We start from the raw sequence: 19,029 nt of genomic DNA, 5'->3' as shown, positions 1-19,029 counted from the left end.
CCGTCAGTAACCGAACGCCCGCGGCAGCGCCGTCGAGAGCCATGGCACGAAGGCGATGACGAGCAGGCAGAGGAACAAGAGGCCGAGATAGCCCATGATCGGCTTCACCGTCTGCTCGATCGGCACGTTGCCGATCAGGCAGGCGCCGTAAAGCCCGAGCCCGAGCGGCGGCGCGAACAGGCCGATGCCCATGGCGATGACCAGCACCACGCCGAAATGCAGGGGATCGACGCCGAGCTGCACCGCGACCGGCAGCAGCAGCGGCCCGAAGATGATCAGCGCGGCGGCGCCTTCCAGCACCGAGCCCATCACGATCAACACGCCGATGGCGAGCAGGATGAAGAGCCAGACGCCCGACGTCTTCGAGAGGCCGAGCATGAAATCGCCGACCGCATGCGGCACCTGCTGCAAGGTCAGCGTGAACGCCAGCGACTGCGCGGCGGCGACGATGAACAGCACGAGCCCGGCGCGCGTTGCCGCCTGGACGAAACTGTGCGCGGCCGATCTCAAGCCGAGCTCGCGGAACACGAGGCTGCCGACGACGAGCGCGTAGGCGACGGCAAAGGCGGAGATTTCGGTGGCCGTGGCAAAGCCGCTCTTGAAGCCGAAGAAGATCATGAAGATCAGGCCGAACGCGGCGATCGCGCCGCTCCACAGGCCCGACACCGGCGCCTGCGGCGCGACGTCCTCGGCGTCCGCCGGCGGCTTGCCGAAGATGATGGAGACCCCGATCAGCACCAGCGCCATCAGCGCGGCCGGCAACAGTCCGGCCATGAACAGGCCGCCGATCGACAGGTTTGCGACGAAGCCGAGAATGATGAGGTTGATGCAGGGCGGAATGGTTTCCGCCATCACCGCGGATGCCGCAAGCAGCGCCACCGCGCCGCCGGGGTTCTGCTTGGAGCGGCGCGCCGCCGGGATCAGCACGGAGCCGACCGCGGCAACGTCGGCCATCTTCGACCCCGATATGCCGGAGAACAGCACCATCGAGGCCACCATCACGACGTTGAGGCCGCCGCGCATCCGCCCGACCCCACGCTGCAACAGCTCGATCAGGCGCACCGACATGCCGTTGGCTTCCATGAGGTAGCCGACCAGAATGAAGAAGGGGATCGCGAGCAGCACGAAATTATCGATGCCGCGCGCCATCTGCTGGGCGAAGATGACGCCGGGCAGCGCGCCCTCGACCCAGATGAAGATCAGCGCGGCCAGCGCCAGCGCGAAGCCGATCGGCAAGCCGCCAAACAAAGTGGCGAAGAAGCCGATCAGCATCAGCGTGCCCGCCGACGGCACCGAGGAGGGGGAGAGATAATCCCAGCCGAGATAGAGGCCGGTGATGATGACGATCGCGACGAGTCCCCTGACGATGTCGGGGAGCGGCCTTGCGCAGAGATGATCGATCGCGAACACCGTCATGAACAGCGCGCCGATTCCCATCGGGTAGAAGGTGAGCTCCAGCGGCAGGCCGGAGCCGGTGGTCTGGCCTGCCGTGAGCGAGCCGAGCTTGGTCGCGTTCCAGGCGACATAGCCGGAGATCAGCACGATCAGCAGGGCGCTGGCCGCATCGACCAGCGTGCGCAGCCGCAGCGGCAGGAGATCGCGAAAGAAGGACACGCCGACATTTTCCCCGCGCGCGAGCGCGCTCGCCGCGCCGAAGAAGGCCGAGCCGACCATCAGGCCGCGCGCGACGTCGTCGGACCATTCGACCGGCGCATTGAAGCAGAAGCGCAGCAGCACGGAGGCGCAGACCACGACGAGATCGGCGGCGAGCAGAATGGCCGCGATCGCATCGCTGACGCGCAGCAAAAGCGCGATGCTCCCGTGGCGGCCGCCCGAGACGGGCACGGCGGCTGTCATTGCCATCTCAGACCGGCCATCTCAGGCTTGCGTCGCGCGGATCATGTCGATGACCGGCTTCGACTCCGGCCGCGCCTTGATGAAGTTCTCGATCTGCGGCGCGACGCGCTTCTTGAAGGCCTCGCGGTCGCATTCGGCGACCGTCACGCCCTTCTCGGTCAAGGCCGCCAGCGCCTCCTTCTCGACTGCGAGCCCGTGGCTGCGGGTATCGGCCGCGGCCTTCTTCGCGGCATCGAGAAAGCCCTCGCGCAGCTTCGGGTCCATGCGGTTGTAGGTCATGTCGCTGAAATAGATCGCGAGCGGCGAGAAATTGTGCTGCGTCAGCGCGTAGAATTTTGCGGTCTCGAAGAACTTGCTGGCCAGGATGGTCGGCGGATCGTGCTCGAGGCCATCGAGCACGCCGGCCTGCAGCGCCGTGTAGATTTCGCCGAATGCCAGCGGCGTCGCGGCGGCGCCCATCAGGCGCAGGCATTCGGTGATAACGGGGTTTGGCAGGGTGCGGATCTTGAGCCCGGCGAGATCCTCCGGCGTCTTCACCGGCTTTCTCGCCAGCACGCTGCGCGAGCCGAAATTATAGGCCCAGGCGATGATGCGGATGTTGCCGCCCTTGAGCAGCGCGTCCTCGATCGGCTTGGCGGCGCCGGAATCGAACGCCTTGGTCTGCTGCGGGAAGCTCGAGAACAGGAAGCCGAGGTCGAAGGTGCCGACCAGCGGCACCAGATTGGCCGAGATCGAGGAGCCCGACACCATCAGGTCGATGACGCCGAGCTTCACCGAATTGATGACGTCGATTTCCTGTCCGAGCTGGTTGTCCGGGAAGAACGCGACCTCGACCTGCTCGCCGAGACCGTTGCCCTTCAGATTCTTGACCAGGTTGTCGTAGTAGACGCGGCCGTTGGCGTATTTGGGATCGTTCGGCAGCGAGGAGGAGCATTTCAGCTTCAGCGTCGCAGCTTCGGCGCGGCCGATGATCGCGGGAGAGAGCACGAGGCCGGCGGTGACCACCGCGGATGACGTGATGAACGCGCGACGGTTCACTGGCACGATGGTCATGATGCGGTTTCTCCCGATATTCTTGTTTGCGGCTGCGGTCGTTGCCACAGCCTTTGCGCGGACTGTATGGCCAAAGCGGCGGGGCAGGCAAGGGTTGCGCCCGGACCTCGCAAAGCGGCGCTTCACACCTATCGGCAGCGCGGACGCGCAGCGAAACGACCAGGTTTCGCCCGGATTATCGCCAGGGTGCGCGCGACGTGCGAGCAAGCGCTTTCGCGCATCGGCGAGGATCGATCCAATTGGCGCATGGATCAATGCGCGATTCACATGGATGGCGCGAGACCGATACTCCGCTGGCTCGGGCAGACGCCCTGCCCCATTTTGCCGCACACCCGACGTGATCCAGCGCACATACGGCGTCGTGGCGCCGACGTAGAAAAGGTGACATCATCGCGCGCATTGCCGATGGAGGTGACATCATGCGCCGTCCAGTCCTTTGCAATTTGCTTCTTGCATCCGGTCTTCTTGCATTCACGCAACTGATGACGCCGACGGACGCGGCCGCCGAGGCGCGGCTCGCGCTGGTGATCGGCCAGTCCGCCTACCGCACCGTGCCGGAACTGCCCAACGCCGCCAACGACGCCAAGGGCATGACGGAGCTGCTCGGCAATGCCGGCTTCACCGTCACCACGGCGGCCAATCTCGGGCAGAACGAGATGCGCGCGGCGATCTCGGATTTCGCGGGCCAGGTCAGCGCCAGCGGCGCCGACACCGTCGCGCTGGTGTTCTATGCCGGCCACGGCCTCCAGATCGACGGCGAGAATTATCTGGTGCCGGTCGATCTCGATCCCAAGCGCGAGGCCGACATTCCGCTCCAGGGCGTGCGGCTCAACGACCTGCTCAACACGCTCGGCGCGCTGCCGACCCGGGCGCGCATCTTCATGCTGGACGCCTGCCGCAACAATCCGTTCCCGGCGCTCAGCGGCGCGGGCCACGGGCTCGCGATCGTCGACACCAAGGCCGGCGCGCCCGGCTCGTTCATTTCCTATTCGACCTCGCCCGGCGCCGAAGCCGAGGACGGCAACGGCATCGACAGCCCCTACACCACGGCCGCGCTGACCATCGCCAAGCAACCCAATGTGCCGATCGAGGAAGTGTTCAAGCGCATCCGCGTCGCGGTGGCGCAGTCGACCGACGGACGGCAGATCCCCTGGGAAAGCTCCTCGCTGACGACCGACTTCAAGTTCTTTGGCGGTGAGAGCAGCAGCGGCCAGCCCGCGCTTCCGGGCGCAGGCGCGATGGCGCTCGCCAGCGGCACGCGCAGCGTCGAGGACTGGCGCAAGGATCTGCAGGGCAAGGACGCCAAAGTCGCCTATGAGCTCGTGATCGCCGACGACACCGTGCCGGCGTATCAGGCCTATGTCGAGCTGTTCACGCAGGCGTCCTACACGCCGCGCCTGCGCACGATCCTGGAGCGGCGGCGCCAGATGCTGGCCTGGGAGCGCGCGGTCTCGATCAACACCCGCGCCTCGTTCGAGGCTTACCTCGCCAACTGGGACAACAGCGACCTCGCCGCCACCGCGCGCCGGCTGCTGCTTCGCGTGCAGAACCGCAATTATGCCTTGCCGGTTGCAGCGGCTGCGACCCCAGCCCCGGTCGCCGTCGCATTGGCGCCGACCTGCCCGTGCTCGACGCCACAGGCTCCGGCTTCGCCAATCAACCCGGCGGTCGCGCCCGTGATCAAGAAGCGCGTCGAGGACACGTCGCCAAAGCGCAAGGTTGACGACACGCCGCCGAAGCGCAAGGTCGTGGAGACCCCGCCAAAGCGCCGGCCGCCCCCCGACGAAGTGGTCTACGAGCGCGCCCCGCCGCCGGATCGCGGCCCGCCACCCGCCGCCATCATGCAGGGCATCGGCATTGGGATCGGCATCGGTATGGGCATGGGCGGCGGCCGCGGCGGCGATTATCACAACGACCGCGGCCGGTACTGAGACGCCTTCGCGCGGTGGGGAAATAAGAGCGTGGCTCTCAGCTGGACCCGTCGAGCCGCGGGCTCCTCAACCTCTCCCGCTTGCGAGAGCTTTGCATAAAGCACGAGTCTGGGATTCTCTCTGGCTTGAGGGGAAAGGGGCTGGGATGGCATATCGTCAGGTTGGACAACCGAGCTTCGCGGACGCGCTGGTGTCGCGGCGAGGAAAAGGGAGCCCGGTGCTGAGGCGGATTGGCGAACTGGTGGATTGGGAGGCAGTGGAGCGCGTGCTGGGCGGCCTGCCGGAACCGGAGCGGGGCGCGCCGGCCTATCCACGGCTGGTGATGTTCAAGGCGCTGCTGCTGCAGCAATGGTACGGGCTGTCCGATCCGGAGCTTGAAGAGGCGCTTGATGATCGGGCCTCGTTCCGCGATTTCTGCGGCTTTGTGCTGGGCGACGAGACCCCCGACCATGCAACGATCTGGCGCTTCCGGGAGGCTTTGCAGCGGGCCGGCCTGGACGAGACGCTGTTCAGTGAGATCTTGCGCCAGATTGAGGCGCATGGGCTGGTGGTGCGGCGGGGCACGCTGATCGACGCGAGTCTGATTCCGGCGGCGGTGAAGCCGCCGAAGCCGCCAGAGGATCCGCAACCGCCCGGCCCGGACGGCCTGGCGCCGAGCAAACTGGTCAACAGCAAGCGCGATCCTGACGCGCGCTGGACCAAGAAGGGCGGCAAACGATACTTCGGCTACAAGGCACATGTGGGCATCGACCAGGGCTCGGCGATCATCCGCCGCAGCAAGCTGACCGATGCTGCGGTCAACGACACGGTGCCCGCCGACGAGTTGATCTGCGGTGATGAGAAGGCGGTGTATGCCGACCAGGCCTATGACAAGCACGAGCGCCGCAGCGGCCTTCGTGCGCGAGGCATCAAGCCGCGGCTGATGTTCCGCCCCAACAAGCATCATCCGCTGACCGAGCGGCAGAAGCGCTTCAACGACGCTGTGGGAAAGCGGCGCGCGCCGGTCGAGCAGGTCTTCGCCCGCCTCAAGGGCGGCTACCGCTGGGCGCGCGCCCGCTATCTGGGCCTGGCGCGCAACCAGACGCATCTGCGCCTGATCTGCCTCGCCATGAATCTCAAACGATGGGCGGTGCTGTCTGCTGTGGGAGCTGCAGCATGACCGTCGTCGCCCGAAGCCATCCGTCGGCCACCAAAACGCAACCGTTCCATGCCGTGCGCCGTCAGATGCTGCGCAAAAAAAGCCCGGCAGCAGGAACTACCCCCGCACATCCAATTAAGCAAAGCTCTCGCTTGCGGGAGAGGTCGCGCCGAAGGCGCGGGTGAGGGCTCTCTCCTCTTCGGGAGTCCAACCGCGGAAGCACCCTCTCCCCAGCCCTCCCCCGCGCGCGGGGGAGGGAGCGCACCTCCCTCGTGGTGACAATCGGGCTTCATGAAACGAGCGCCGGATGATCCCGCTGCACCGTTTCACGGATCCAGGCCGCATGGATCGCGCGAAACAGGATCTGTGCGGTCTTGAGGTCGCCCGCCTTCATGCAGAGATCGACGATGCGGCGGACCGCGTCATCTCGCATCAGATCGTCCGAGATCTTCATCGCGATTTCCATTGCGGCCTTGGCCGCGCGCTCGTAGCGCTCGCTGTCGCGCTTGTCGTCGCGCGCGGAACCTGCGGCACTCGCGGCCGCGACCTCACAGATCGCGCGGATGCGCTCGGCAGCTTCGATGTCGCCGAGCGGCCATTCGATGGTCTCGTCCCAGATCTCCGCCGGCTTCCGCTTCGCGAACCACTTCATCGCCCCACCCACCCGCGGTCTTCCAGCCGCCGTATCGCCGCGCTTCAGGCGCGCTTATCATAGAGAGCCCCGTCGCGATCGGCGAGGCGATTTTTCCGCCCCATCATTGCTTCGCGAGACGCAATCAGGACGTCCGACGCGGTCCGATCGCCTCGAACTGCGCCTTCTGCTCGTCATTCAGCGTGCCGTAGAAATCCTCCAGCGCCGCGCGAACCGACTTGACGCCGTCGAGCATCACATCGAGCCGCTTGCGCACCGCGGCCATCCGCGCCGGCGGCGTCATCACGTCGCTCGGCTGGCACGCGGCCTTGAGCGATGCGCTGACCTTGGCGCTGGTGTCCTGAAGCACCTGCAGCGCGGCGCGCTGGGTGTCGTTGGGGTGAAGCCTCGCCTCGATCTCGGTGCCCGGCCAATCGAGCGCAGCCGGCGCATGGCAATTCTGCACCAGCGATCCCGCGGCGTTGCTGGAGGCCGTCGCACGACGCTGATCCTCGGCCAGCGCATTGAAGCGCGCCTTCTGTTCGTCGGTGAGCGAGCCGTAGAATTTGTCCAGTGCGGGGTGAACGAGATCGACGGCTTTCTCCATCGCCTCGATGCGCTGCTGCATCGCCATCAGACGACCGGGCGCGGTCGCTGCGACCTGTGACGGGCAGGAGGCGCGGATCAGCTCCGCCGCCTGGATCGACGCGTTGCCGAGCTCGTCGAGGCTTGCGCCTTGCGCCTCGCCCGGCTGCACCGCGGCGGCGATCTGGTCGATCGGCAGGCCGACGATTTCGCGGCGATCGCTGCCGCAAAGCTGATCCAGTGCAACACCGCGCGCATGCCGGCGTCCCTGCGGTCGCTGCGGCAGATAGGCCGCCAGACCATCATAGCCATAGGGCCCGAAGATGCCGGCATAGATGTCCGGATAGCCATAGCCCCAGAAGCCGAGACCGTCGCCCCAGATCGTGTAGTCATAGAGATCGTTGTAGGCGAACGGCCAGAACAGCGGTCCGACCCAGCCATAACCGCCGCCTGCATGCTGCCACCATCCGCTGCTGGCGCCATGCCAGCCGGCGAGTGCGGCGGCCGCCGCGATCTGGGCGCGCGCCGCCGGATTGCCGATCAGACGGCCGTTGCGGAAGGCGCTGGAATGCAGATTGAGCGCGTTGCGGAAATGCGCAGGCCGGACCGCCGCATTGCGGATCTGACCGAAGTTCGGACCGCCATGTCGAGCCGCTGTCGCAAAGCGGACCCCGCCACGATGCGAGCCGCCATGGGCGTGGCCGAAGCCATGACCGCCAAAATGGCCGCCACCGTAATGCCCACCACCATGATGCCCGCCGCCATGGTGGCCGCCACCATGTCCACCGCCACCATGTCCACCGCCATGGCCGCCACCGTGTCCGCCCTTGCCCAGAGCCGCGCCCGTCAGCACGCAGGCAAGCGCCATCGCGGCAATTCCAATGACCGGTCGCAACATGGCATCCTCCCGCAGAGCCGCGCCATTAAAGGCATCGGAATCGACGGGAATTGGAACCGGCCTGATTGCCAAAAGTTCCCGCAGCCGCGACGCAGCAAGCCGCGCGTTAGCCCTCCGGCACGATCTTGCCGGGGTTGAGGATATTGAGCGGATCGAGCGCCTGCTTCAGCGCGCGCATCGCCTCGATCGCCTCGGAGCCGAGCTCCGCCTTCAGATATTTCTGCTTGCCCTGGCCGATGCCGTGCTCGCCGGTGCAGGTGCCGTCCATGGCCTGCGCGCGCTCGACCAGGCGATGCATGAACTCCTCGCCGCGCGCCATCTCGTCGGCATCGCTGGTGTCGCAGACCAGCGAGCAGTGGAAATTGCCGTCGCCGACATGGCCGACGATCGGCGACAACAGATTGAGACGCTTGAGGTCTTCCTCGGTCTCGCCGACGCAATCGGCAAGGCGCGAGATCGGCACGCAGACGTCGGTCGCAACCACGCCGATGCTATCACCAGGGCGCAGCGCCTTGACCGACCAGTAGGCATCGTGCCGCGCCTGCCACAGCTTGGTGCGATCCTCGGGCTTGGTGGTCCAGGAGAAATCGCCGCCGCCGCAATCCCTGGCGATCTCGCCGAACGCCTTGGACTGCTCGGCGACCTCGATCTCGCTGCCGTGGAATTCCATCAGCAGCAGCGGCGTCTCCGGCAGCGTCAGCTTCGAATAAGCGTTGCAGGCCTTCACCTGTGCAGCGTTGAGCAGCTCGATGCGCGCCACTGGAATGCCGGTCTGGATCGCCAGGATCACGGCCTGACATGCCCCGTGGACGGTCTCGAACGACACCGCGCCGGCGGCGATCGTCTCGGGGATGCCGCGCAGGCGAATGGTCAGCTCGGAAATGATGCCGAGCGTGCCTTCAGCGCCGATGAACAGATGCGTCAGGTCGTAGCCCGCGGATGATTTCTTGGCGCGCGTGCCGGTCGTGATGATCTCGCCGTCGCCGCGCACCACCTTCAGCGCCAGCACGCTGTCGCGCATGGTGCCGTAGCGCACCGCGTTGGTGCCGGAGGCGCGCGTCGAGGCCATGCCGCCGAGCGAGGCGTCGGCGCCGGGATCGATCGGGAAGAACAGGCCCTGGTCGCGCAGGTGCTCGTTGAGCGCCTTGCGGGTGACGCCGGGTTGGATCACGCAGTCGAGGTCCTCGGCATGCACCGCGAGCACCTTGTTCATGTCACGCAAGTCGATCGAGATGCCGCCGGCGGGTGCGTTGACCTGCCCCTCCAGCGAGGTGCCGGTGCCGAAGGCAATCACAGGCACGCGGTTCTTGGCGCAGATCCGCACCACGTCCTGGATGTCGGCGGTCTCCTGCGCCATCACCACGCCATCCGGCGGCTGGTTGGGAATCCATGTGGTGGTATGGCCGTGCTGCTCGCGGACGGCCTGCGAGGTGATGAGGCGGTTGCCGAAGCGGGCGGCAAGCTGCTCCAATGCGCTCGCGAGGGCTTTCGGCGCCGGCCTCGGCGGATTATTGGTGATGGTCGTGCCCACGGACTTTCCTCCCGACAGAAGAAACCGTGGCAAAGGACATAAAGCCGGTTAAGTCAAGCGACCGGACGCATAGCTGGAAGGACACATGTCGGACACCGCCGCTTCAGCGCCCAAGGCCGAGCCGTTCCGCTCTTCGATCATGCAGATCGAGCCGCAATGGATCGACTATAACGGCCATCTCAACATGGCCTATTACAACGTGATGTTCGACCGCGCGATCGACCAGATGTGGCTGCAGCTCGGGATCGGGCCCACTTATATGAAGGAGCGAGGCGGCTCGACCTTCACCGCCGAATGCCATGTGCGCTATCTGCGCGAGATCCATCTCGGCGATCCCGTGCAGGTGTCGGTCTGGCTGCTGGAGGCCGACGACAAAAGGCTGCACACGTTCGAGGAGCTGCGGCACGCCGCCGAGGGTTGGCTGTCGGCGACCTCGGAGAACATGTCGCTCCACATCGATATGGGCTCGCGCAAGGTGGCAGCGTTTCCGCCGGATATTCGCGAACGCATCGCCAGCGTGGTCAAGGCTCACAGTGCCGTGCCGCGGCCCGTGGGCATCGGCCGGAACGTGGCGATGCCCTCGAAGCGGTAGCTCAGCGGCCCTCTCTAACCCCTCGTCCTGAGGAGCTCGCGAAGCGGGCGTCTCGAAGGATGTCAGGCGACAGTCGGGCCTTCGTGGTTCGAGACGCGCGTTCCGCGCTCCTCATCATGAGGATAACGGCGCTATATTCTGTTGCGCCCGCGCGCCAATCCGACCACGGCCGAGACCAGGAACAGAACGACCGCGATGAAGAAGATGATCTTGGCGATCTCGACCGAAGCGCCGGCGATGCCGCCAAAACCAAGGATACCCGCGATCAGCGCGATAACCAGAAACGTCACAACCCAGCCTAGCATGGTCAAACCCTCGTCTTGATGTCTGTCTGCATCTAGCGCGGCCTGGCCGCGCCACCTGTCGAGACAATCTCGACGCGGAAACGAAGGTTCCGGAATACGCCGGACGGAATTAACGCGGCTTCCGGGAACAAATCGGCCTGCCGCGTACGTGGAAAACCCGCCCCGCCGCCCCATATAGGCAGCAATCCCTGTTAAGAAGGCTCCCTCCCGTCACCCCGCGGTGCCATCGTGGGGCCAAATGATTCGCATGACCAAGCCGAGCAAGATCACCAGCGTTCCCGACCACCAGCCCGCCGCCGGCGGCATCGCCGCGCGTGCGCGCGCCTCGGTGGGCCCGAAATATCTCTCCGGTCTCAATCCGGAGCAGCGCGAGGCGGTGGAGACGCTGGACGGCCCGGTGCTGGTGCTGGCCGGCGCCGGCACCGGCAAGACGCGCGTGCTGACCACGCGCATCGCCCATATCCTGAGCCAGGGCCGCGCCCGTCCCGCCGAGATCCTGTCGGTGACCTTCACCAATAAGGCCGCGCGCGAGATGAAGCACCGGCTCGGCCAGATGCTCGGCCACGCGGTCGAAGGCATGCCGTGGCTCGGCACCTTCCACTCCATCGGCGGCCGCATCCTGCGCTTCCACGCCGAGCTGGCGCAGCTCAAGTCGAACTTCACCGTGCTCGATGTTGACGACCAGGTCCGGCTGCTGAAGCAGTTGCTCCAGGCCGAGAACATCGACGACAAGCGCTGGCCGGCGCGCATGCTGGCCGGCCTGATCGACGGCTGGAAGAACCGTGGCCTGACGCCGTCGCAGGTGCCATCAGGTGAAGCCGCCGTCTTCGCCAACGGCAAGGGCGGCAAGCTCTATGCGAGCTACCAGGAGCGGCTGAAGATTTTGAACGCCGCCGATTTCGGCGATCTGCTGCTGGAGAACATCCGCATCTTCCGCGAGCACCCGGATATTTTGCGGCAGTACCAGCAGCGCTTCAAATTCATCCTGGTCGACGAATATCAGGACACCAACGTCGCGCAATATCTGTGGCTGCGGCTGCTGTCGCAGGCGCCGGCGTCTCCTTCCTTCGCCTCTCCCCGCCTGCGGGGAGAGGCCGACGCGCTCGGCAGCGCAATTGCGGGCCAGAGCGCGGCGGGTGAGGGGGACTCTCCGAGCACCGAACTCGTGGAGAGTCCCCCTCACCCCGACCCTCTCAGCGCGAGCGAAGCTCGTCGCGACCCCGCAAGCGGGGCGAGGGAGCAGAAAGCCCACGTCAAAAACATCTGCTGCGTCGGCGACGACGACCAATCGATCTATGGCTGGCGCGGGGCCGAGGTCGACAACATCCTGCGCTTCGAGCACGATTTTCCCGGCGCCAAGGTGATCCGGCTCGAGCGCAACTACCGCTCCACCGGCCACATCCTCGCCGCCGCCTCGCATCTGATCGCGCATAATGAAGGCCGGCTCGGCAAGACGCTGCGCACCGAGGACCAGGACGGCGAGAAAGTCACGGTCACGGGCTCCTGGGATTCGGAAGAGGAAGCCCGCGGCATCGGCGAGGAGATCGAGCAGCTGCAGCGCCAGGGCGAGAAGCTGAACGAGATCGCCATTCTCGTGCGCGCCTCCTATCAGATGCGCGAGTTCGAAGACCGTTTCGTCACGCTCGGCCTGCCCTATCGCGTCATCGGCGGCCCGCGCTTCTATGAGCGCGCCGAGATCCGCGATGCGCTGGCTTACCTGCGCGTCATCAATTCGCCGGCCGACGATCTCGCCTTCGAGCGCATCGTCAACGTGCCCAAGCGCGGCCTCGGCGATGCCACCGTGCAGATGCTGCACGACCACGCCCGCAACCGCCGCATTCCGCTGTTCGAGGCGGCGCGCGCCGTGGTCGAGACCGACGAGCTGAAGCCGAAGGCGCGCGGATCCTTGCGCGACGTCGTCGCCCAGTTCGACCGCTGGCGCGCCCAGCGCGAGGTCACCTCCCATACCGATCTCGCCCAGATCGTGCTCGACGAGAGCGGCTATACCGAGATGTGGCAGAAGGACCGCTCGGCGGACGCCGCGGGCCGGCTGGAGAACCTCAAGGAGCTGGTGCGCTCGATGGAGGAGTTCGAGAACCTGCAGGGGTTTTTGGAGCACATCTCGCTGGTGATGGACCGCGAGGGCGGCGCCGAGGACGACGCGGTGTCGCTGATGACGCTGCACTCGGCCAAGGGCCTCGAATTCGACAACGTGTTCCTGCCGGGCTGGGAGGAAGGCCTGTTCCCGAGCCAGCGCACGCTGGACGAACAGGGCCGCGCCGGTCTCGAAGAAGAGCGCCGGCTCGGCCATGTCGGCCTCACCCGCGCCCGCCGCCGCGCCATGATCTATTTCGCCACCAACCGCCGCATCCACGGCACCTGGTCGACCACGATCCCGTCGCGCTTCCTCGACGAATTGCCGGCGGCCAACGTCGAGATCACGGAATCCAAGGGTGGCTCGGCCTGGGGCGGCACCGGCGGCTACGGCGCCTCGCGCTTCGACGACATGGAAGCGTTCGGCTCCAGCTATTCGACGCCGGGCTGGCAGCGCGCCCAGGCCAACCGCAACCGCGGCGGCGGCCGCAATGGCGGCGGCAGCCACGGCGGCTTCGAGGAAGAGGCCGCGACGTTCTCGTCCGCCTCATCGGCCGGCCCCGATTTCGGCAGCTTCTCCTCGCGCCGGCGTGGGCCGATGACGATCGAGGGCGAGCTGGTCGCCAAATCCACCGGCACGACGTCCGAATTCTCGCTCGAAGACCGCGTCTTCCACCAGAAATTCGGCTACGGCCGCGTCACCAAGATCGACGGCAACAAGCTCACCATCGCCTTCGACAAGGCCGGCGAGAAGAAGGTCGTGGACAGCTTTGTGCAGCGGGCGTGAGGCCGACATGCCTCACTACGTCGCCATCATCGAGGACGGCGGCCCGGAAGGGGCCGTGGGCCTGTGGTTCCCCGATCTCCCCGGCTGCATCTCCGGCGGCGACGATATCGACGAGGCGCTGGAGAATGCCCCCGAGGCACTCGCGCTCTACGCCAAGGACCTCGCCGAGGACGGCCGCCAGCTTCCGCCGCCGCGGACGCTGGACGATCTCAAGGCCGATCCGGAGTTTGCCGACGATCTCAGGAACCATACGGCCGTCCTGATCGAATGGCCGCCCCTCGCCGACGCGACGGGGTGAGGACGGTTGGCCGCACGCGCCGGGCCTTCGACTGTTCCGGTCCGAACGCCCCTTGACCATCGCAAACTTCCCCGTATCAGATAACCTCATGGTCCGGGGCTCCATCACATCGATCGTGCTGGCATTGGTTATGCCGTCGCTTGCGGCGGCGGAGACCATGAGCTTTGGCGATTCGATCGGGCTGCTGGCCAAAAGCTGCGGGGCGGAAATCGTCGCCAATTGCCGCGGCGTCAACCCGGACTCGACCCGCCTCAAGGAATGCCTGTCGCGCAACCGCGACGTGCTGTCGCCGCAATGCGCGAGCGACTATCTCGGCGCCTTCGACGCCATCCAGAAGCGCATCGCCGCGCGCATCTCGGTGGCGAACGCCTGCCAGCGCGAGATCGTCAAGGTCTGCGGCGGCTCGACCAAGGAGACCAGCAAGTCGGTCCCCTGCCTGGTCTCGACGCCCAAGGGCATCAGCAACAATTGCCTGAAGGCCGTCGACGACGCGGGGTATCGATGATGCGCGCGTCCGGAATTGCCATCACGCTTGGGCTTGTCCTGCTCGCGGGCGCAGCCGCTGCGCAGACGGCGGCGGCGCCGACCCGCGACGACATCGTCGCCAAGCTCAACCATTTCGAAGAGGCCCCGGAGGTCGATCTCCCGGCGCTGAAGCAGCAGGTGATGGAGCGCGCCAAGGCCAGGATCAAGAACGATCCCGGTCCGGTGAACCGGCCGCTGATCGCGCCCGATCTCGCCAGGCTGCCCGCCTTCAACGCGCAGATCCAGTTCGACGCCGACACGCCGATCATTCAGCCGGCGTCCTACCAGACCGTCGGACGCATCGCCGATGCGCTGGTTCATTCCTCGCTGCTGCCCTACACCTTCCTGATCGTCGGCCACGTCGAGACCAACACCAAGACGCGCGAGGCCAACGCGATCCTGAGCCAGCGTCGCGCTGACGCGATCCGCGACGTGCTGGTGAACACGTTCAAGATCTCGACCAAGCGGCTGCATCCGATCGGCCTCGGCGAGGAGCAGATGCTCGACCGGGCCAAGCCGACCTCCGCCGTGAACGGCCAGCTGCAAATCCTGACCCTTGCAAAGGTGCCCGACGAGACGCCAGCGCGCCCGGCTGCAGCACCTGCGCCTGCGGCGAAAAAGCCCGCCAGGAAGCGCTGAGCATGCGCGCCTCGGCGCCTGACGGAACCCATTGAAGTCTCGTCCGTTTTGTGACCTGTCTCACAGCGCGACCGCCCGGTCTTGCGCGACAATAGCGCCAGTTTGTGCACTGCCCTATCCGGTGCTATAGGCTTTTTCGACCTTCCCAGACCCCATGCTGCATGAGACCGAGATGGCTGGCCATTTTCAACGCCAACTGGCCGATTACGTTGAATATCATCGCGATCCTTGGAACTGTGCGATGCACGTGGTCGGTATCCTCCTGCTGTTCACCGGCGCCGTGCTGCCGCTGACCCTCGTGCATGTCTCCGTGTTCGGGATCGAGATCAGCCTCGCCGTGATTCTGGCACTGCCGGTGCTGGTCTACTGGCTGATGCTGGACGCCGGAATCGGGCTTGGGATCTTCGCGACGATGATCGTGCTGGTTTTGGTCGCAACCGCGATCGGCAATCAGGTCTCCATCCTCGCGATGTGGACGATTTTCGCGGTGCTGATCGGGTTCGGCGTCGCGGCCCAGATCGTCGGCCACCGGGTGTTCGAGGAACGGCAGCCCTCGATGGTCGACCACCCCGCGCATTTCCTGCTTGGACCGATGTTCGTCATGGCAAAATTATTCATCGCATTGGGCTTCCGTCGCGACCTTGCCGCGATTCTGGCGCCTCTTCCGGCCAATTCCCTTTCAACCCGATAGCTCCAGAAGCGGAACAGCAAACTCTCTTCATGGCTCTCGTCCTGGTTACCGGTGGCAGCGGCTTCATCGGACATCATCTCGTCGAAGCGCTCCGCGCCCGTGGGCAGCGGGTACGTGTGCTCGATGTCCGCCCGCCGGCTGCTGCGAATGCGGACGTCGAACATGTCCATGGCTCGGTGCTGGACGGCGCCGCGGTCGATGCTGCCGTTGCGGGCGCTGATCAGGTCTATCACCTCGCCGGCCTGCCCGGCATGTGGGTCGCCAACAAGCAAGACTTTCACGATGTCAATTGCCGAGGCACGGAGGTGGTGCTCGCCGCCGCAATGAAGCGCGGCGTCTCGCGCTTTCTGCATTGCTCGACGGAATCGATCCTGTTCCCCTATTCCAATCTCAACGGCGTCGCCGCCGAAGAGGCGCTGCAGCCGGCCGATGCGATGCCCGGCGCCTATACGCGGTCGAAGGCGCTGGCCGAATATCACGCCGCGAAGGCTGCAGCCAGCGGCTTTCCGGTCGTCATCGGCACGCCGACCATGCCGATTGGCGCTGCCGACCACAATCTGACGCCGCCGACCGCGATGCTCTGGTACTTCCTCCAGAAGAAGGTGCAGCCGCATCTCAACTTCCTGGTCAACCTGGTCGACGTCCGCGACGTCGCGATGGGGCTCGTGCTGACCATGGAGCGCGGCCGCATCGGCCAGCGCTATATCCTCGGCGGCGACTGCGTCCCGCTCGGCCGCATCCTGCGGATGATGTCGGCGATGAGCGGCCGCCGGCAGTTTCCGGTCGTCGTACCCGGCAGGATCGCCGAGCTCTCCGCAATCATGCTCGAATACATCTCCGATCACGTCACGCGCCGGCCGCCCAACGGCACCGCGGAGGGCGTGCGCATCGCACTCGCCGCGAGCGATCTTTCGATCGGCAAGGCCCGCAATGAGCTCGGCTATTCGCCGCGCCCGATCGAGCCGGTGCTGCGCGAAACCATCACCCATCTGCTCGCCCGTGGCGGCGCGCAGCCCTCCGGCGCCATCGAGCATCACGCGCTGTCCTCGCGCGCGGGCTGAAGCCGCCGCCTAACGCAAAGAACCTTCATGTCCTTCGATTTCAGCAAGCTTCTCTCTGTCGCCTGGGGCGGCTGGACCACCACCTGGCCGACGCAACTGCTCGCCCTGATCTGGCTCGCCTGGCTCGCCAGCTGGGTCGGTGCCTCGTTCTGGCAGGGCCGCACCCAGAAGCAGGTGCTGACGCTGGAGTCCGGCCGCTACCGCATCCCGATCCTGGTCGGCGGCATCCTGTTCACGCCGTGGACCGCGGAAGTGCTCGGCGAGAAGCCGCTCTGGGTGTTCAGCAATACCGGCGTCTACATCGTCGCGCTGATCGTGCTCGCCGGAATCTCCTTCACCTGGTGGGGCCGGCTGCATCTCGGCAAGTTCTGGTCGAACACCATCACCCACAAGGAAGACCACCGCGTCGTCGACACCGGCCCGTACGGCATCGTGCGTCATCCGATCTACACCGGCCTGATCGCGGGCATGCTGGCGACCGGCATCGCGGTCGGCACGGTCAGCGCGATCCTCGGCGCCATCCTGATCTCGCTCGGCATGTGGCAGAAGGGTCGGATGGAAGAGGTGTTCCTGTCCAAGGAGCTCGGCGAGGACGCCTACGGCGCCTATTGCCGCCGCGTGCCGATGATCATTCCGTTCCTGTCGCCGCGGTGATTCCTCGCCATTGCGCGCGGATGACGGTGAGACATGGGCGCGGCTCGGAACATTCGGCCAAGGAACCGCCCCTCCGCTCGTCCGTTACGCTCCGATACCTGCAATTGACCGCAGAGCATCGAGCATGTCCGACGCCTACGATTATTTCCGCGAACACGCGATCGCCGCCGTGCGCAAGGCGCGGGCGCTGCCGCCGGGACGATCCAAGCAAAAACAGCGCACCGTGGCGCGGGTGTATCATCTGCTCTCGAGGGAAGCTGCGCTCGCGCCGAACGTCCATCACCTCGATGATTTTCGCGCGGCGCGGCGTCTGGAGCGGCAGATCGGCCGCTGACCTCTCCATGCAATTTTGGCCGGCTGCCATTCCAGCGGAATAGACCCTCGCCGTGCACCGCACAGGTTGACGTCCGCCTCGTCAGCCAGTTGGATGCGCGCGCAAACCGGGGGCGTGTCATGACCTTTTCCAGCATCTTCGCGCAGTTCGTCGCGTTCCTCGGCGGCATCGCGCTGCAATGGCGAAAACTGTCAGGCACCGAGCCCGCACCGGCCTGGGGCCAGACCCCGGCCATCCCGCAAGCGAAGCCGCAAGGCGCGATCCCGACCTTGAAGATGCCGACCGCGCGCGGCTGGAGCGAAGGGCAGAAGCCGACCGCGGCGCCCGGGCTCAAGGTGAATGCATTCGCGACCGGCCTCGATCATCCACGCTGGATCGAGGTGCTGCCCAATGGCGACGTGCTGATCGCGGAAGCGACCCAGGTCGCAGGTCCCCCGCGCACCGTGTTTCACTACGCGATGCAGGCGACGATGCGCCGCGCCGCGGCGCTCGGCGTGTCCGCCAACCGGATCACGCTGCTGCGCGACAAGGATGGCGACGGCGTTGCCGAAGTTCGCGGCGCCTTCATGGAGAACCTCAACCAGCCGTTCGGCATGGCGCTGGTCGGCGACACGTTCTACGTCGGCAATACCGACGGCGTGATGGCGTTTCCCTACGTCGCCAATGCCGACCGCATCACCGCGCCGGGCAAGCGGCTCACGACATTCAAGCCGGGCGGGCACTGGACCCGCAGTCTTCTGGCCAGCCCCGACGGCAAAAAACTGTATGCCGGCGTCGGCTCGCTCAGCAACATCGCCGAGATGGGCATGGAGGTCGAGGAAGGCCGCGCCGCGGTCTACGAGCTCGATCTCGCCGCCGGCACGCATCGCATCTTCGGCGCCGGGCTGCGCAATCCCGTTGGCCTTGCCTGGGAGCCGACGACCGGCGTGCTCTGGACCGTCGTCAACGAGCGCGACGGACTCGGCGACGAGACGCCGCCGGACTATCTCACCTCGGTGCGCGACGGCGGCTTCTACGGCTGGCCCTATTGCTACTGGGGCAAGACGGTGGACGACCGCGTGCCGCAGGACCCCGCGATGGTCGCCAAGGCGCTGACACCCGACTACGCGCTCGGCGGCCACACCGCTTCGCTCGGCCTGTGCTGGATGCCTGCCGGCACCCTGCCCGGCTTTCCCGACGGCATGGCGATCGGCCAGCACGGCTCGTGGAATCGCAGCAAGCTGTCCGGCTACAAGCTGGTGTTCGTTCCGTTCGAGAACGGCAAGCCGTCCGGTCCGGCGCGCGACATCCTGTCGGGCTTCCTCGCGCCCGACGAGAAGGAATCCTACGGCCGCCCGGTCGGCGTCGTGATCGGCCCCGACAAGACGTCGCTGCTGATGGCCGACGACGTGGGCAATGTGATCTGGCGCGTGACGGGGGCCTAAG

General features: G+C 66.2%; 18 protein-coding genes. 12 read left to right on the top strand and 6 right to left on the bottom strand.

Features of this window, described 5'->3' with window-relative positions; all coding sequences use genetic code 11:
* Positions 1–3 precede the first annotated feature (3 nt).
* Both JJB99_RS10810 and JJB99_RS10805 read right to left on the bottom strand, forming a co-directional pair.
* Positions 4–1,857 (bottom strand): TRAP transporter large permease, encoded by a 1,854-nt coding sequence (locus JJB99_RS10810; protein WP_200498749.1) that lies wholly within the window; start codon positions 1,855–1,857, stop codon positions 4–6.
* Positions 1,858–1,878: 21 nt separating this feature from the next.
* On the bottom strand, positions 1,879–2,910 hold the full coding sequence (locus JJB99_RS10805; protein WP_200498748.1) for a TRAP transporter substrate-binding protein: 1,032 nt from the start codon (positions 2,908–2,910) through the stop codon (positions 1,879–1,881).
* A gap of 419 nt (positions 2,911–3,329) precedes the next feature.
* Between JJB99_RS10805 and JJB99_RS10800 the strand changes: the two genes are divergently transcribed.
* Positions 3,330–4,841 carry a caspase family protein gene (locus tag JJB99_RS10800; RefSeq protein ID WP_200498747.1) on the top strand — a complete coding sequence of 504 codons (1,512 nt, stop codon included), beginning with the start codon at positions 3,330–3,332 and terminating at the stop codon, positions 4,839–4,841.
* A 145-nt stretch (positions 4,842–4,986) separates the two neighbouring features.
* Positions 4,987–6,000 (top strand): IS5 family transposase, encoded by a 1,014-nt coding sequence (locus JJB99_RS10795; protein ID WP_200498373.1) that lies wholly within the window; start codon positions 4,987–4,989, stop codon positions 5,998–6,000.
* A 268-nt stretch (positions 6,001–6,268) separates the two neighbouring features.
* Here the strand turns inward: JJB99_RS10795 and JJB99_RS10790 are convergent, their stop codons facing one another.
* From JJB99_RS10790 to JJB99_RS10780, 3 genes are all read right to left on the bottom strand, one after another.
* Complete coding sequence (locus tag JJB99_RS10790) at positions 6,269–6,631, bottom strand: hypothetical protein (RefSeq protein ID WP_200498746.1); 363 nt, start codon at positions 6,629–6,631, stop codon at positions 6,269–6,271.
* Positions 6,632–6,755: 124 nt separating this feature from the next.
* Positions 6,756–8,093 carry a Spy/CpxP family protein refolding chaperone gene (locus tag JJB99_RS10785; RefSeq protein WP_200498745.1) on the bottom strand — a complete coding sequence of 446 codons (1,338 nt, stop codon included), beginning with the start codon at positions 8,091–8,093 and terminating at the stop codon, positions 6,756–6,758.
* A gap of 106 nt (positions 8,094–8,199) precedes the next feature.
* Positions 8,200–9,624, bottom strand: a complete 1,425-nt coding sequence (locus JJB99_RS10780) for an FAD-binding oxidoreductase (protein ID WP_200498744.1) — start codon at positions 9,622–9,624, stop codon at positions 8,200–8,202.
* Between the two features lie 85 nt (positions 9,625–9,709).
* Here JJB99_RS10780 and JJB99_RS10775 point away from each other — a divergent pair, with 85 nt between their 5' ends.
* Positions 9,710–10,216 carry a thioesterase family protein gene (locus tag JJB99_RS10775; RefSeq protein WP_200498743.1) on the top strand — a complete coding sequence of 169 codons (507 nt, stop codon included), beginning with the start codon at positions 9,710–9,712 and terminating at the stop codon, positions 10,214–10,216.
* A gap of 131 nt (positions 10,217–10,347) precedes the next feature.
* Here JJB99_RS10775 and JJB99_RS10770 read toward each other — a convergent pair whose 3' ends face one another.
* Positions 10,348–10,521 carry a DUF1328 domain-containing protein gene (locus JJB99_RS10770; RefSeq protein ID WP_200498742.1) on the bottom strand — a complete coding sequence of 58 codons (174 nt, stop codon included), beginning with the start codon at positions 10,519–10,521 and terminating at the stop codon, positions 10,348–10,350.
* Positions 10,522–10,759: 238 nt separating this feature from the next.
* Between JJB99_RS10770 and JJB99_RS10765 the strand changes: the two genes are divergently transcribed.
* The 9 genes from JJB99_RS10765 to JJB99_RS10725 all read left to right on the top strand — a co-directional run bounded on the left by JJB99_RS10765 (position 10,760) and on the right by JJB99_RS10725 (position 19,028).
* Positions 10,760–13,402 (top strand): ATP-dependent helicase, encoded by a 2,643-nt coding sequence (locus JJB99_RS10765; protein ID WP_200498741.1) that lies wholly within the window; start codon positions 10,760–10,762, stop codon positions 13,400–13,402.
* A gap of 7 nt (positions 13,403–13,409) precedes the next feature.
* Entirely contained in the window at positions 13,410–13,700 is a 291-nt protein-coding gene (locus JJB99_RS10760) for a type II toxin-antitoxin system HicB family antitoxin (protein WP_200498740.1), read from the top strand.
* Between the two features lie 88 nt (positions 13,701–13,788).
* Positions 13,789–14,205, top strand: a complete 417-nt coding sequence (locus JJB99_RS10755; protein ID WP_200498739.1) for a hypothetical protein — start codon at positions 13,789–13,791, stop codon at positions 14,203–14,205.
* Entirely contained in the window at positions 14,205–14,864 is a 660-nt protein-coding gene (locus JJB99_RS10750) for an OmpA family protein (RefSeq protein WP_200500105.1), read from the top strand. The genes JJB99_RS10755 and JJB99_RS10750 overlap by 1 nt, the downstream gene beginning before the upstream one ends.
* A 154-nt stretch (positions 14,865–15,018) precedes the next feature.
* A complete protein-coding gene (locus tag JJB99_RS10745) occupies positions 15,019–15,555 on the top strand; it encodes a DUF962 domain-containing protein (protein WP_200498738.1) in 537 nt (178 codons plus the stop codon).
* Between the two features lie 29 nt (positions 15,556–15,584).
* Positions 15,585–16,616, top strand: coding sequence for an NAD-dependent epimerase/dehydratase family protein (locus JJB99_RS10740; protein ID WP_200498737.1), 1,032 nt, complete (start codon positions 15,585–15,587; stop codon positions 16,614–16,616).
* A 27-nt stretch (positions 16,617–16,643) separates the two neighbouring features.
* The gene (locus JJB99_RS10735; RefSeq protein WP_200498736.1) at positions 16,644–17,270 is read left to right on the top strand and encodes a methyltransferase family protein; all 627 of its coding nucleotides are present in this window, start codon (positions 16,644–16,646) and stop codon (positions 17,268–17,270) included.
* Positions 17,271–17,394: 124 nt separating this feature from the next.
* Positions 17,395–17,604, top strand: coding sequence for a hypothetical protein (locus JJB99_RS10730; RefSeq protein ID WP_200498735.1), 210 nt, complete (start codon positions 17,395–17,397; stop codon positions 17,602–17,604).
* A gap of 119 nt (positions 17,605–17,723) precedes the next feature.
* The gene (locus tag JJB99_RS10725; protein ID WP_200498734.1) at positions 17,724–19,028 is read left to right on the top strand and encodes a PQQ-dependent sugar dehydrogenase; all 1,305 of its coding nucleotides are present in this window, start codon (positions 17,724–17,726) and stop codon (positions 19,026–19,028) included.
* Position 19,029: the final 1 nt, after the last annotated feature.

The sequence above is a fragment of the Bradyrhizobium diazoefficiens genome (assembly GCF_016616235.1).
Taxonomy (GTDB): domain Bacteria; phylum Pseudomonadota; class Alphaproteobacteria; order Rhizobiales; family Xanthobacteraceae; genus Bradyrhizobium; species Bradyrhizobium diazoefficiens_H.
The sequence above is the reverse complement of the archived record's forward strand: the minus strand, read 5'-3'. Positions and strand labels throughout refer to the sequence as shown.